Annotated in this window: 20 protein-coding genes and 1 tRNA gene; 20 read left to right on the forward strand and 1 reads right to left on the reverse strand. The window is 56.2% G+C overall.

Features of this window, described 5'->3' with window-relative positions:
- The first annotated feature begins 76 nt into the window (after positions 1–76).
- The 20 genes from QHG98_02645 to QHG98_02740 all read left to right on the forward strand — a co-directional run bounded on the left by QHG98_02645 (position 77) and on the right by QHG98_02740 (position 11749).
- Entirely contained in the window at positions 77–1591 is a 1515-nt protein-coding gene (locus QHG98_02645) for a methanogenesis marker 14 protein (protein MDH7596628.1), read from the forward strand.
- A complete protein-coding gene (locus QHG98_02650) occupies positions 1588–2268 on the forward strand; it encodes a hypothetical protein (GenBank protein MDH7596629.1) in 681 nt (226 codons plus the stop codon). Before QHG98_02645 ends, QHG98_02650 begins: the two co-directional genes overlap by 4 nt.
- 71 nt (positions 2269–2339) lie before the next feature.
- Complete coding sequence (locus QHG98_02655; protein ID MDH7596630.1) at positions 2340–2951, forward strand: 50S ribosomal protein L15e; 612 nt, start codon at positions 2340–2342, stop codon at positions 2949–2951.
- The gene (locus QHG98_02660) at positions 2948–3364 is read left to right on the forward strand and encodes an RNA-binding domain-containing protein (protein ID MDH7596631.1); all 417 of its coding nucleotides are present in this window, start codon (positions 2948–2950) and stop codon (positions 3362–3364) included. The genes QHG98_02655 and QHG98_02660 overlap by 4 nt, the downstream gene beginning before the upstream one ends.
- Positions 3365–3375: 11 nt before the next feature.
- Positions 3376–4077 (forward strand): RNase P subunit p30 family protein, encoded by a 702-nt coding sequence (locus QHG98_02665; protein ID MDH7596632.1) that lies wholly within the window; start codon positions 3376–3378, stop codon positions 4075–4077.
- On the forward strand, positions 4078–4602 hold the full coding sequence (locus QHG98_02670) for an Rpp14/Pop5 family protein (GenBank protein ID MDH7596633.1): 525 nt from the start codon (positions 4078–4080) through the stop codon (positions 4600–4602). It begins immediately after the preceding gene.
- Positions 4580–5314, forward strand: a complete 735-nt coding sequence (psmA, locus tag QHG98_02675; protein MDH7596634.1) for an archaeal proteasome endopeptidase complex subunit alpha — start codon at positions 4580–4582, stop codon at positions 5312–5314. The genes QHG98_02670 and psmA overlap by 23 nt, the downstream gene beginning before the upstream one ends.
- A 1-nt stretch (position 5315) precedes the next feature.
- Positions 5316–6014, forward strand: coding sequence for a ribosome assembly factor SBDS (locus tag QHG98_02680; protein MDH7596635.1), 699 nt, complete (start codon positions 5316–5318; stop codon positions 6012–6014).
- Between the two features lie 10 nt (positions 6015–6024).
- Complete coding sequence (gene rrp4, locus QHG98_02685; GenBank protein ID MDH7596636.1) at positions 6025–6690, forward strand: exosome complex RNA-binding protein Rrp4; 666 nt, start codon at positions 6025–6027, stop codon at positions 6688–6690.
- Positions 6691–6694: 4 nt separating this feature from the next.
- A complete protein-coding gene (gene rrp41 / locus QHG98_02690; protein ID MDH7596637.1) occupies positions 6695–7432 on the forward strand; it encodes an exosome complex exonuclease Rrp41 in 738 nt (245 codons plus the stop codon).
- Positions 7429–8202, forward strand: coding sequence for an exosome complex protein Rrp42 (rrp42, locus tag QHG98_02695; protein MDH7596638.1), 774 nt, complete (start codon positions 7429–7431; stop codon positions 8200–8202). The genes rrp41 and rrp42 overlap by 4 nt, the downstream gene beginning before the upstream one ends.
- A 6-nt stretch (positions 8203–8208) precedes the next feature.
- The gene (locus QHG98_02700) at positions 8209–8493 is read left to right on the forward strand and encodes a 50S ribosomal protein L37ae (GenBank protein MDH7596639.1); all 285 of its coding nucleotides are present in this window, start codon (positions 8209–8211) and stop codon (positions 8491–8493) included.
- On the forward strand, positions 8494–8631 hold the full coding sequence (locus QHG98_02705; GenBank protein MDH7596640.1) for a DNA-directed RNA polymerase subunit P: 138 nt from the start codon (positions 8494–8496) through the stop codon (positions 8629–8631).
- A gap of 4 nt (positions 8632–8635) precedes the next feature.
- Positions 8636–8863 (forward strand): KEOPS complex subunit Pcc1, encoded by a 228-nt coding sequence (locus tag QHG98_02710; GenBank protein MDH7596641.1) that lies wholly within the window; start codon positions 8636–8638, stop codon positions 8861–8863.
- A complete protein-coding gene (locus QHG98_02715; protein ID MDH7596642.1) occupies positions 8860–9222 on the forward strand; it encodes a prefoldin subunit beta in 363 nt (120 codons plus the stop codon). The genes QHG98_02710 and QHG98_02715 overlap by 4 nt, the downstream gene beginning before the upstream one ends.
- A gap of 8 nt (positions 9223–9230) precedes the next feature.
- Positions 9231–9305: transfer RNA gene (locus QHG98_02720), tRNA-Arg, on the forward strand.
- Between the two features lie 19 nt (positions 9306–9324).
- Complete coding sequence (locus QHG98_02725; protein MDH7596643.1) at positions 9325–9510, forward strand: CooT family nickel-binding protein; 186 nt, start codon at positions 9325–9327, stop codon at positions 9508–9510.
- A 427-nt stretch (positions 9511–9937) separates the two neighbouring features.
- Positions 9938–10462, forward strand: a complete 525-nt coding sequence (locus tag QHG98_02730) for a hypothetical protein (protein MDH7596644.1) — start codon at positions 9938–9940, stop codon at positions 10460–10462.
- A gap of 136 nt (positions 10463–10598) precedes the next feature.
- Positions 10599–11465, forward strand: a complete 867-nt coding sequence (locus QHG98_02735) for a shikimate kinase (protein ID MDH7596645.1) — start codon at positions 10599–10601, stop codon at positions 11463–11465.
- Positions 11462–11749, forward strand: a complete 288-nt coding sequence (locus QHG98_02740) for a chorismate mutase (GenBank protein ID MDH7596646.1) — start codon at positions 11462–11464, stop codon at positions 11747–11749. The genes QHG98_02735 and QHG98_02740 overlap by 4 nt, the downstream gene beginning before the upstream one ends.
- Positions 11750–11883: 134 nt before the next feature.
- Here the strand turns inward: QHG98_02740 and QHG98_02745 are convergent, their stop codons facing one another.
- Complete coding sequence (locus QHG98_02745) at positions 11884–12645, reverse strand: carbon monoxide dehydrogenase accessory protein CooC (protein ID MDH7596647.1); 762 nt, start codon at positions 12643–12645, stop codon at positions 11884–11886.
- Positions 12646–12713: the final 68 nt, after the last annotated feature.

Here is a 12713-nt window from a genome sequence, read left to right on the forward strand (position 1 = left end):
CATCGCCACTTTCAGGGCCTGCTGGTGAGATGAATTCTCCAAAGGTTTTAATGTCTGTCATGTATACGCGGGAATCATGAATATCTCCCGTCGTCTCTTCAAGCCAAAACCAAGGATAGCTGAAAGCCCGCCGGTGAAGCTGCTGGATCTCAGGAGCAAGCCGTACTACCTGGTGGCATCTGTGGAGGTGGGAAATACAACGACAAAATCGATACTCACAGCCACTGATATGGACACAGGCAAGACTCAGATAGTCAACAAGACCGTCCGCATGACCAGGGATGTGAGGCCGCCCAAGCCCGGCGAGGAGATATTCGGCAGGACCATATGTGGCACGCCACTCACAAAGGAATCGATCGCAGAGCTCGTCAGGGACACCCTGCTCGAGAGCCATCGTGCAGCCGGCCTTATGATCGAGAGGGATCTGAACTTCGTTGTGAGGTCCACAGGTGTTGTCGCCGAGTTTGACTCACCTGATGAGGTTGGCATATTCATCCAGGCGCTTGCGCAGGGATGTCTCGATGCTGGCGTTCCTCCACGGCTGATGACCCCTGCGATGTCCATACACAACATCCCTGAGAGGTTCCGCAGGTACTCGCTAATAGAGAAGATAGTCTTCAACGGGCCTGTGGCATCGGTCTGGCCGCCGATGGGAGCGACTGGTGTCGAGATCGTGGCAAACGAGATGGAGGGCGAGCTCGCGACCGCCGGGATAAAGCAGGGTGCAAAGTGGACGGATGTCGACTTCAGGAACCCGTGTCTTGCGATGGACTTCGGCACGACCCTGGATGGAAGGATAACCAGCGAGGAGATTCCCTACGCCAGGACGATAGGAAACTTCTGCGGCATTGCAGGGGCCATACCTGATGCTGTGGTCAGGGGAACGGGTCTTGTCGACGCGACCACAGGCACAGCGCTCGATCTCTTTAAAGATAAGAACTCAGGCGTGAACAAGAAGGCAAGGCTCTATGCCGAGGAGATCGATCACCACATAAAAGTGGAGCGCGTGCCTGCTGGAATGAAGCGTTACGGCTATGTCCCCCTCGATGCAGCGGCAGCGCAGAAGCTTGGAGTCGTGCTGATAGGCTGCGACTGCGGCGAGAACGGCTCGAAGCTCGATAGGCTCTCTGAGATCGGTGGAGAGATCTACAGGAGAGATGGTCTGAAGGTGCTATCTGCAACACTCGACCTGGTGAGCGCCAGGGTCGCCAGGAGGCTCGTCGAGGTTGCGATCGAGGAGGGGCTTGTCACAAAGAGGACTGCGATAGGCGTCACGGGGAGAGCCGGAATATCGGGGAACAAGCCGGAGCTCATCCTCGAGGAGATCGGCAGGCTGGGTCTGTATGATGAGCCTGAGAAGAACATCGTTTTTGTTGATGACGGGCTCGCACGCGGCGCCGCTGTCATGGCGAGATGCATGAACTCCATGGGCACACCCAAGAACCCGATGGGTGGGGTCAGGGGAGGAAGGTGCATACTCAAGGAGAGGATTGAGTATGAGAAGAGCAAGCTCCCGACGGCAGGCATACCTCAGGCCGATAAGAGGTATGTGGTCAGCGATTATGTTGCAGAGGGTCACCTGAGAAGATGAGGCTCAAGCTTAGAGAGGGCTCGGAGGTACCGGTATCTGTGATCTCGATGGATTCGCGCGAGAGGTACCTGTGGATATCCATGGAGAGGATACCGGAGGATCGGTTCCCGCCGTGTATGAGGAACATGCTCCACAGAGCATCTGAGGAGGGCAGCAACAGGGCCGGAGCTGTTCTCGCCTCATTTCTCGGCCAGGCAGGCTGGAGCGAGGGTGATGCCCTGAAGCTCTGGAAGATCTTCGCTGAGAGGACCGGCCTGAGTGAATCTCTTTTCAGGAAGTGGTTCGCCAGGATGAACTGCCCCTCGTGCCGCACGATAAAGAGCGAGGCCAGGGGATACCCGGATCTGGGGCTACAGGGATTGAGCTACTGCGAGCCCGACGAGCGATGCAGAGATATATCCTGGCCTGTCGCATACTCTCTCGACGATCCAGACTGGGGCTGGCTCAAACCCCTGGGCAGGAAGAACAGGGTGCGCGTCTACAACTGGATCACGGCCCGCGAGGAGGAGCTGGAGGTATCGGATGATCTGAGGGGTGAGATCGAGAAGATCCTCGCAGAGATCGGATCCGAGCAGCAGATATTCGTGACCAAGACCAGGGAGGGTGGGAGGCTCAGAATCAGGTTTCTCGTGAGGGACTCGGAGCTGAGAAAGAGCGTCCTCTCAGACCTTCTCTGAAGACGATTCCCTGAAAAGGTTTATCTTCTAGGAGCGCTTTTGCCAACCACGCCTGGGATGTGACCTGCAGGTTGAACCAGGCTGAGGTGAACGGATTGAGGTCTTTCTACGGATACATAAAAGATGCCTGGAACTCTCCCGCGAAGAGCTATGTTGGAAGGCTCAGAGCGCAGAGGATGATAGCCTGGCGGCGTGAGATGAGCGTTCAGAGGATCGAGCGGCCGACGAGGCTCGACAGGGCCAGGGCGCTTGGATACAAGGCGAAGCAAGGCATAGTGCTGGCCAGGGTGAGGGTGAGAAGAGGCGCCCTCCGGAAGTCCAGGTACGTCAGGAACAGAAGGACGAAGCACATGGCCATGCACAGGCAGAACCCGGGAAAGAGCCTCCAGCGGATCGCGGAGGAGAGGGCATCCAGGCGCTTCAGAAACATGGAGGTCCTTAACTCGTACTGGGTTGGGCAGGACGGCAGACACAAGTGGTTTGAGGTGATACTTGTAGACCCGAACCACCCGGCAATTAAGAGCGACAGAGATCTCAGCTGGATCTGCGGCGGCTCTCACAGAGGCAGGGCCGAGAGGGGCAAGACCAGCGCAGGCAAGAAGGGACGCGGTCTCCGCAGGAAGGGCTTCGGGACAGAGAAGACCCGCCCCAGCATAAGGGCTCATGACGGTAGGGGTAAGTGATCCACAGAGTTCACTTCAGAGCGTTCGTGTCGGTAACCGAGGATGAGGAGAGGGTCAGGAGAGCCCTTTCGATCTTCGTCCCCCTCGATCACATCAGGTCAACCAGGGCCAGTGGTTACTACGGGAACCCGATAACCATTCTGGAGGCAGAGCTGCGTAGGAAGGAGGGGCTGGAGTTCATTCACATGCTCAGAGAGCAGCTCTCCGCGGGTGAGCTCTCCCGGCTGCGCAGGGAGATCCCTGAGAGAGTTGATGAAGACTGCAAGCTGCATCTCCGTCTGGATAAGCAGGCCGCGTACAGGGGGATGGTCAGGCTCTCTGAGGCCGGGGACGCGATAGATGTGTCGGTGCATGTTGCAACATATCCCTCCAGGTATGAGGAGGCTGTGAGGCTGCTCAGGGAGATCATTTAAGGGGAGCCTCCATGTACTATGAGCCAAGGGTTCATGTGATGCCCCAGGGTTCATCATCTCCCAGCAGGATGGCAATTGTTGCCCGGAGGTTGGGGTTCAGTGGCATAATCGTGATGGGCATCAACGGATCCGGAGACCTCCAGGGGCTGGATGCTGCATACAGGATAGGCGGCATAAGCGTAGCCAGAGGGGTCGAGGTCGCATCAAAGGATCCGAGGAGCCTGAAGGGGAGGATCTCCTCTCTGAGGGATCGCTATCCGTTTCTCGCAGTTCATGCGACCAGCGAGCCCGTGCTTCGAGAGGCCCTTGACGATCCCAGGGTGGATCTGGTTTTGAATGCCGGATTCAGGCTGACAGTCCCAGAGGCCAGATCTGCCAGGAGGAATCAGGTGGCTCTCGCCATCGATCTCCAGCCGATGATCCGGCTCAGGGGGGTATCTAGGTCGAGATGGCTGGATCTGCAGAGGTACAACGTGCGGGTTGCAAGGAAGTTTGGGATTCCGCTTGTTATAACAGCTAGCCCGAGATCACATCTGGATCTGAGAGCGCCGAGGGATATGATAGCAATGGCTCATATACTTGGGATCACCAGGGAGGAGGCCATTGATGCGCTCCGGCTGCCAGGCAGGATCCTTGAGATGAACCAGCGGAGGTGGGCATCTCCCGGGGTGGAGGTGCTTGAGACAGGTCGAAATGAGGAGCGTGGGATCTGATTGAGGAGCAGACTGCCGGTGATGCGGGACAGGCGGCGTTATTTGGTCTTCGAGCTTGAGTCCGAGGGGCATCTCGATGCCAGGGATGTCTCGATCGAGATTCAGTCCTCCTACCTGAGCCTCTTCGGGGATTCAGGAGGCGCCAGCCCCAGGCTAATATCTTTCGACGGGCGCTTTGGCATAGTGAGGTGCAGAAATGGTCATGTGGAGGAGCTGAGAGCATCTCTTGCAACCATTCATGCAATCGCAGGATTCCGGGCTGCGATACGGATCCGTGGCGTCTCCGGGACGATCAAAACCGCCACAGAAAAGTATATACCGCAATCTAGCATAAAACCGGAGGAGCATCGGAGAAGAGTAGACCTAAAGGGAATTTCTGGAGTGATTGTGAGCACCCGCGGTCATGAGATCGATGTATCTCCGGATGACCATATAGAGGGTCTGGATACCAGATATCTGGGTCTTACATATTTTGACTTGGAAGGAGGATGTGATTATGCAGATGGCACCTCAGATGGGGTATGACCGGGCGATCACAGTGTTCAGCCCGGACGGCCGGCTCTTTCAGGTTGAGTACGCGAGAGAGGCGGTCAGGCGAGGCACGACAGCGGTGGGCATAAAGGCCACGGATGGGGTCGCGGTTCTTGTTGATAAGAGAATAACGAGCAGGCTCATGGAGCCGGAGTCGATAGAGAAGATTTTCCAGATAGACACTCACATAGGTGCTGCAACATCCGGGCTTGTTGCGGATGCCAGGATACTGGTTGACAGGGCGAGGGTCGAGTGTCAGATAAACAGGCTGATCTACGATGAGAGAATCGGCGTTGAGGCACTCTCGAAGAAGATATGCGACTTCAAGCAGACCTACACCCAGTACGGCGGTGTCAGGCCATTTGGAACAGCTCTCCTCATAATAGGGGCTGAGGATAACAGGGTGAGGCTCTTCGAGACGGATCCCAGCGGTGCGCTCCTCGAGTACAAGGCAACAGGGATAGGGGCTGGCAGAGCAGCCGTCATGGAGGTCTTCGAGGCGAAGTACCGTGAGGATATGAACATGAGGGAGGCCATTCTCCTCGGGCTTGAGGCCCTCTACAGGGCATCAGAGGGGAAGCTCGACGCCTCGACGACGGAGATAGGGGTTATAATGCTGGAGGACAAGAAGTTCCGCAAGCTCGAGGAGTCTGAGGTCGCTGAGTACATCGAGATGCTGAAATCACAGCTCGGAGGCGAGGCCTAGGATGGTAAAGCTCGATGAGGCTGTTCCCGCGAGGCTGAAGAGCCACGGCGCGGTCTTCGAGGTTCTTGTGGATCCCGATGGAGCCCTTGCGATGCGCCGCGGGGAGGATGTCAGAATAGAGGACATACTCGCGGTCGAGGATGTCTTCGAGAACGCGAGCAGAGGGGATAGAAGCGCTGAGGAGGACCTCCTCAAGGCTTTCGGCACAACAGATCCTCTCGCAATAGCGGAGATCATCATAAAGAAGGGCGAGATCAGCCTCACGGCAGAGCAGCGCCGGAGGGTCATAGAGTCTAAGAAGCGGCAGGTAATCGAGCTGATCGCGAGGAATGCGATAAACCCGCAGACCAGGACACCACATCCTCCATCGAGGATCGAGCAGGCGATGGCAGAGGCAAAGGTTCACATCGATCCGACGAAGTCCCTCGAGGAGCTTGTCGCGATAACGATGAAGGCCATACGCCCCATAATCCCCATAAGGTTCGAGGAGGTTGAGGTCGCGGTGAAGGTTCCTGCGAGCTATGCCGCGAAGTCTTACGGTGAGATATCAACCTTCGGCAAGCTCGTGAGGGAGGCATGGCAGAACGACGGCTCCTGGATCGGGGTTATCAGGATCCCTGCAGGGATGCAGACGGAGTTCTACTCTCTCGTGAACAGGCTCACAAAGGGTGATGCGGAGACCAAGCTGCTGAAGCACTGAGGATCTTGTGATGGACCGCAAAATCGTGATACCCGGGGATCTGCTCTCTGAGGACACAAGGAGAGCGGGTGAAGGCACATACGTGAGGAACGGCAAGGTGTACTCTCTTCTCTACGGGATTGCCAGCTTCAGGGACAGGATCAGCGTGATCCCCCTTGCAGGCAAGTATATCCCTGCGGTCGGGGATAACGTGATCGGAGTCGTCAAGGACATAACATTCTCGAACTGGATTCTGGATATCAACTCACCCTACGACGGTCTCCTTCACATCTCCGAGTTTCCAAAGAAGATAGATGTCGAGGATATGTCAAAGTATCTTCGCATAGGCAGCTCGGTCATGGCCAGGGTGAAGGATGTCGATCCCGCGATGAAGGTGGAGCTGACCCTGAACGACAGGAGGCTTGGCGTCATCAAGACGGGGAGGGTCGTGGAGATAAGCCACACCAGGGTTCCGAGGCTCATAGGAAAGGGCGGTTCGATGATAAGCATGCTCAAGAAGGAGCTGAACTGCAACATATTCGTCGGGCAGAACGGCAGGATATGGGTCAGCGGGAACGAGGAGGATATGGACCTGGCCTTGAAGACCATACTCCTGATCGAGAGGGAGGCCCACACGAACGGCCTCACAGACAGGATTGTTGAGTACATTAAGGATGCGAGAAGGGCCAGAGGATGATTATATGGATGAGAGGGTATTCATAAAGGATGGAATTCGTCTTGACGGCAGACGCTTCGATGAGCTCCGGCCCATAAAGATGGAGGTTGGCGTGCTCAAAAGAGCCGATGGCTCATGCTACATGGAGATGGGTGATAACAAGGTCATAGCTGCTGTGTACGGACCGCGGGAGGTCCATCCCAGGCATCTCCAGGAGGTCAACAGGGCCATAATAAGGTACAGATACAACATGGCCTCCTTCTCCGTGGAGGAGCGGAGGAGGCCCGGACCAGACAGAAGAAGCTACGAGCTCTCGAAGGTCAGCCGTGAGGCCCTGGAGCCTGTGATACTGACATCATACTTTCCGAAGTCTGTTATAGACATATTCGTGGAGGTGCTTCAGGCGGATGCCGGAACCAGGACAGCAGGTATAAATGCTGCATCCGTCGCGCTTGCAGACGCTGGCATTCCAATGAGGAGCCTAGTGTCATCATGCGCAGCCGGAAAGGTTGATGGCCAGATAGTCCTGGATCCCATGAAGGATGAGGACAACTTCGGCCAGGCGGACATGCCGATAGCAATAACGCCCACTGGCGAGATCACGCTCCTTCAGATGGACGGGATGATGACCAGGGATGAGTTCCGCCAGGCAATAGAGCTCGCTAAGAGGGGTTGCCAGGAGATCTACAGGATCCAGAGAAAGGTGCTCATAGACAGATACAGCCAGTTCGAGGACCTTCAGGATGAGGGGAGCAGAAGATGAGCAGCGTGATATCTGAGATAAGAAAGGACTATCTGTACAACCTGCTGCTGCGCGGCGAGCGTGCGGATGGAAGATCCTTCACCCAGTACAGGCCTATAGAGATCGAGAGGAATATAATAAAAAAGGCTGAGGGCAGCGCTCTTGTCAGGCTCGGAAAAACCCAGGTCATGGTCGGGATCAAGATACAGCCCGGGGAGCCGTTCCCGGACGCTCCGAACCGCGGTGTGATAGTGACGAACGCGGAGCTTGTCCCGCTGGCATCTCCAATATTCGAGCCGGGTCCGCCGAACGAGTACGGAATAGAGCTCGCGCGTGTCGTTGACAGGGGGGTTCGCGAGTCGGGCGCTGTGGACCTGGACGCGCTCTGCATCGTTCCCGGGGAGAAGGTCTGGGTGATATTCATAGACATACACATACTGGACGACTGCGGAAACATCATGGACGCATCCAGCCTTGGCGCCATCGCAGCTCTTCTCGGAGCCACGGTGCCGGCGAGCAGGTTCGGTCTGGGTGATGACTTCCAGCTTCCGGTCAGGGATATACCCATTGCCACGACAGCCGTCGAGTTCGGGGATGTGGTGCTCTTCGATCCGGACATAGACGAGGAGGCCATAGCCGATGCCAAGCTCACCGTGATAACAAAGGCAGACGGCACGATATGCGGGATGCAGAAGAGCGGCCCTGGAATGCTCTCAGAGGAGCAGGTGTACCGCATTGTTGATATAGCATGTGAGAATGCTAGGGAGATCCGAGAGAAGTTTCTGGAATGATGCATTATGGTCAAGCAGTTCAAGAAGGGAAGGAAGACCAGATCCGCGGCCAGGTTTGGGCCAAGGTATGGAAGGAAGGTCAGAAAGCTTGTAGCCGATATCGAGGAGAAGAGCAGGGCCAGGTATGACTGCCCGAGGTGCAACAGGACCAGGATCAGGAGGGTCAGCACCGCGATATGGCAGTGCTCCAAGTGCGGCTACGAGTTCGCAGGTGGTGCGTACCTTCCAGTGACGTCAGCCGGGAGATCTGTTGTGAGATCGATGATCAAGAGGTCGATGGAGACGGAGTAGATGGCCTACAAGTGTGCCAGGTGCAAGAGGACTGTGGAAGTTGATTATGAGTACGCTGGCGTGAGATGCCCCTACTGCGGCCACAGAATACTTATGAAGGAACGGCCCACCACCGTAAAGCGAATGAAGGCGATCTGATGGCATGAGGGGCCGTGCAGAGATCGTCTTTGAGCTCCCGGATCCAGAGCTGGTATTCCGTGCACTGGAGCCGGAGCTTGATGACGAACTCCATCGTGGGAAGGTGGCGATCCGCGCCGTGGATAATGGAATGGTGCTGATTGTCGAGGGTGATGATGTGGTCTCCCTGAGAGCGGCCCTGAACACCTGGCTGCGGCTTGTCAGGATATGTGTGGAGATGGTTGAGATATGAGCGGAGAGTTACCCCCTCAGGTGCAGAATCAGCTTGCTCAGCTGCAGCAGCTGCAGCAGCAGGCGCAGGCACTGGTTGCGCAGAAGAGCCAGATAGAGCTCCTCAAGAAGGAGGCGGAGGCTGCGATCAAGGAGCTGGACAAGTCTCCGGATGATGTGGTGGTCTACAAGAATGTCGGAGAGCTTATGCTCAGATCCGACAAGGCGACGCTGATGACAGAGCTGAAGGAGAGGGTGGATCTCCTCGATCTCCGCCTGAAGACAGTTGCCAAGCAGGAGGAGCGGATACAGTCGAGGTTCAATCAGCTTCAGGACCAGCTGAGGCAGTCGCTTGGCCAGATGCCGCCAAGGGGCGGATGAAACCGAATGGACCCGTGGCTTAGCCAGGATATAGCACCGGGCTTCTAACCCGGGGGTCGCGGGTTCGAGTCCCGCCGGGTCCGTCATATTCACGGTGATGCTATGTGTGAGCTGTCGGTCTACATGGTTGCCGGTGGCAAAAAGGAGCTGGTAATGGACAGCGTGGTCAGGATCGTTGTCATGGATGGCAGGATCCTCTTCGAGGGCATACTTGGCGGATCGAAGGAGGTCGATGGGAAGCTCAAGGAGATCAACATACTGTCGCAGGAGGTCCTGATAGAGGCCTGACCGCCCAGAGCGTCTGGGTGAGCTCATCCTGCGTTTCGCTCTTATGTATTCAGCAACTTGAAGGACATGCAGGCCGGTTGCTGAATGCACTCATTTCCCCATCACGAGCGCATAGCTTGAATGGTACCTCTTCGGACAAGTTATCAGATGGATAAGAGCGTTGCGTTTTATCCCATTGAATGCGATCTGTCAGTCTGTTTCTCAGGCGTATTCACATCGCTGAAGCCCTCACTGGACCGCAATGTATGCGGGGCTCGGCATGAATGGCAGACATCGGGGCGCAAACTCCTGAGGCGGGGGTGGTCGCCAGTTCGATCGATCAACTGGCCGATGAGCTGCGATCCCAGCGATTCCCGTTACTGTTTATCTCGAAGTCCCGCATCCGGATGGCAATTTCTTTATAAAAGCTCGGATCAGACCTCAGATCATGATCGAGCTCAGGAGCGATCCTTATGTCCTCAAGCCGAGGCTGGCTCCCCCAACGGAGAGCGATTTCAGGGTGCACCTGAACATCGGATGGTGCAGGGGTGTTCTCTTCAATGTCGTCGCCCTGAAGAACTCCGTGGCGATAGTGGAGTACGATGCCATCCTCTGGTCAGAGGACTCGGTTATGTTCGTGGAGTACAAGGACTCTGTGGCAGCATACAAGAGCCTCTCAGCAAGAAGAATACAGCAGATGGACAGCCTGGCGAAGAACATCGCGAGGGGACTGGGGTACAGGAGATACTGCTTCGTCATCGTCGTGAAGGATCTGCAGGAGATCACATCGAGGGGTGGCGTCGATGTCATTCCGCTGTACATGCTTGGAAGCTACGAGCCAGCTTTTGTATCGACATACAGCGAGCTCGATTACCTGGAGAAGCTCATGGCAAAGTACACACGTGAGGAGAAGCCAGAGTTCGTTAAGGAGCTCGATAAGCTGAGAAGGATGATAGAGACCGGTCTGGCGTGAGATCATTCTGAAAGCCTCATGGTAGCATGAGAATCTGGACCGTGCCGGCAAAGTGGATACACCGGCGGAGACCGTGTGGAATAATGAATCATGGGAGCATGAGAATCTGGACCGTGCCGGCAAAGAGGATGTCACCATGAAAGGATACGCCACTGCATACGGCGCAGCAACTGTGCTGAATGCCATCGCGAACTGGAAGGGCTCTGCGTTCGGAATATCGCTCAGAACATCCGCAGAGGTTGTGCTTGATGATTCTGAGAGGGTGGTGGGTGATGCATCGGGTGTTGACACAACGCTCATAGTCAGATGCGTTGAGCGCGTGCTGAATCACTTCGGACTCGATTATGGCGGCGTTGTCAGGACCAGGAGCGAGATACCGGTTGCAAGCGGCCTGAAGTCGAGCAGCGCTGCTGCGAACGCCGCGGTGCTCGCCACTCTGGATGCGCTGGGCGAGGAGATCGATATGATAGATGCTGTGCGGATCGGGGTCGAGGCAGCACTCGAGGCAGGTGTCACGGTGACCGGCGCGTTCGATGACGCGTGCGCCTCAATGCTCGGCGGTGTTGTGGTGACAGACAACCTGGAGAAAGCCCTCTTAAAAAGAGATGCGCTGCACTCAGATGTGATTCTACTAATTCCAGATGAGCGGTTCTTCTCACGGGATGTCGATGTGGAGCGGTGCCGGCTCTTCTCCCGGGTTGCGGATGCTGTTTTTGATATGGCGATGGAGGGAGATTATGCAGCAGCCATGACCCTGAACGGGCTTCTGTACTGCACAGCGCTTCGCAGATCTCCCGAGCCTGTGGTCCTCGCGCTCAGGGCGGGCGCTGCGGGAGCGACGCTATCCGGCACCGGACCCGCGTACGCTGCACTTGTTGATGAGGTCTCAGGAGATGATGTTGCTGCGGCATGGTCATCGCTCGGCGGAAGGATCATAAGGACAGCGGTTGAGAACAGAAGCGCCAGGATGGGTCAGGCAGATCTCTTCCAGGAGGGGATATGATGGGCTTGGTTGAGCATCGCATGGAGGTTCAGAAGATAGACGAGGAGATCCTGAGGCTGATACAGAAGCGCATGGCTCTTGCAGAGGAGATATACAGGGATAAGGCTGCGCTCGGTCTCTCGATATCCGATCCGGACCAGGAGGCTCTGGTGCTCGGCAGAGCTGTGGATATGGCCACAGAGCTCGGTCTCGATCCGGGAAGCATAAAGAGCATATTCAGAATACTCATCGATATGAGCCTGCAGAGGCAGCACGGCCTCCGTGGCGAGGACAACCTGCCCTGAGATGGATATCATCTCAAAGTGCATCAGCAATCGATGATGACTCTGCCAGCAGCTGCGACCCTTCGAAGCTGGGTGGTTTGGGTCTCGAATTGATGAGGACTGATTGAAACTGGCGATGGCAGGAAAATCCCCCCTCAGGGGACCCCCTCAAATCTCCTGACCAGCTCTTCCTTGATCCTCTTTATCGCCTCGACAGCAGGACCGCCCACGTCTATGGGTGCCTTTCCTTGAAGATCAGCATCTATCAGATTCCTGTCGAATGGTATGGTTCCGAGAACAGGTATGCCCATCTCCTCGAGCTTCTCCTTCACTATTCCAGGATCGTCGGTTTTGTTGATCACAGCCAGCAGGTTTGTTATTCCTATGTTCTCGCCAAGTCGTTTGATCCGCTCCACGGTCTCTATGGATCGCAGGCCTGGCTCGACGACCACTATCATCGCATCAACGCCTCTCGCAGTGCCCCTGCCGAGGTGCTCTATGCCTGCCTCCATGTCAAGTATCACGACATCCTTCTCCCTGGAGATGACATGCCTGAGAAGCGCCTTCAGGAATGCGCTCGCAGGGCACATGCATCCGCTTCCGCCAGTCTCCAGGGTGCCCATGACCGCGAACCTCACCCCGTCCGGACCTGTGCATCCGCATCTGTCTATCACATCATCCACCTTTGGGTTCATGCGATACATGCCCATCGGCATGCTGGCCCTCTCCTCGATGAGTTCCTTGTACTCCGTTATCGGCCTCGGATTCTCCTTTATGCCGAGGGCGGATCCGAGGTTCATGTCAGGGTCTGCATCTATCGCAAGAACCCTGTAGCCATCACGGGCGAACAGACGCGCCAGCGTTCCAGCAAGAGTTGTCTTGCCAACACCACCCTTTCCTGAGACTGCGAGCTTTATTGCGACGACCCCCAGAGTCTGAGTTTATATCCACGTAAAGGATAGAGGTATATATCGTTTGCACCGGG

This window comes from Methanothrix sp. (assembly GCA_029907715.1).
Classification (GTDB): Archaea; Halobacteriota; Methanosarcinia; order Methanotrichales; family Methanotrichaceae; genus Methanothrix_B.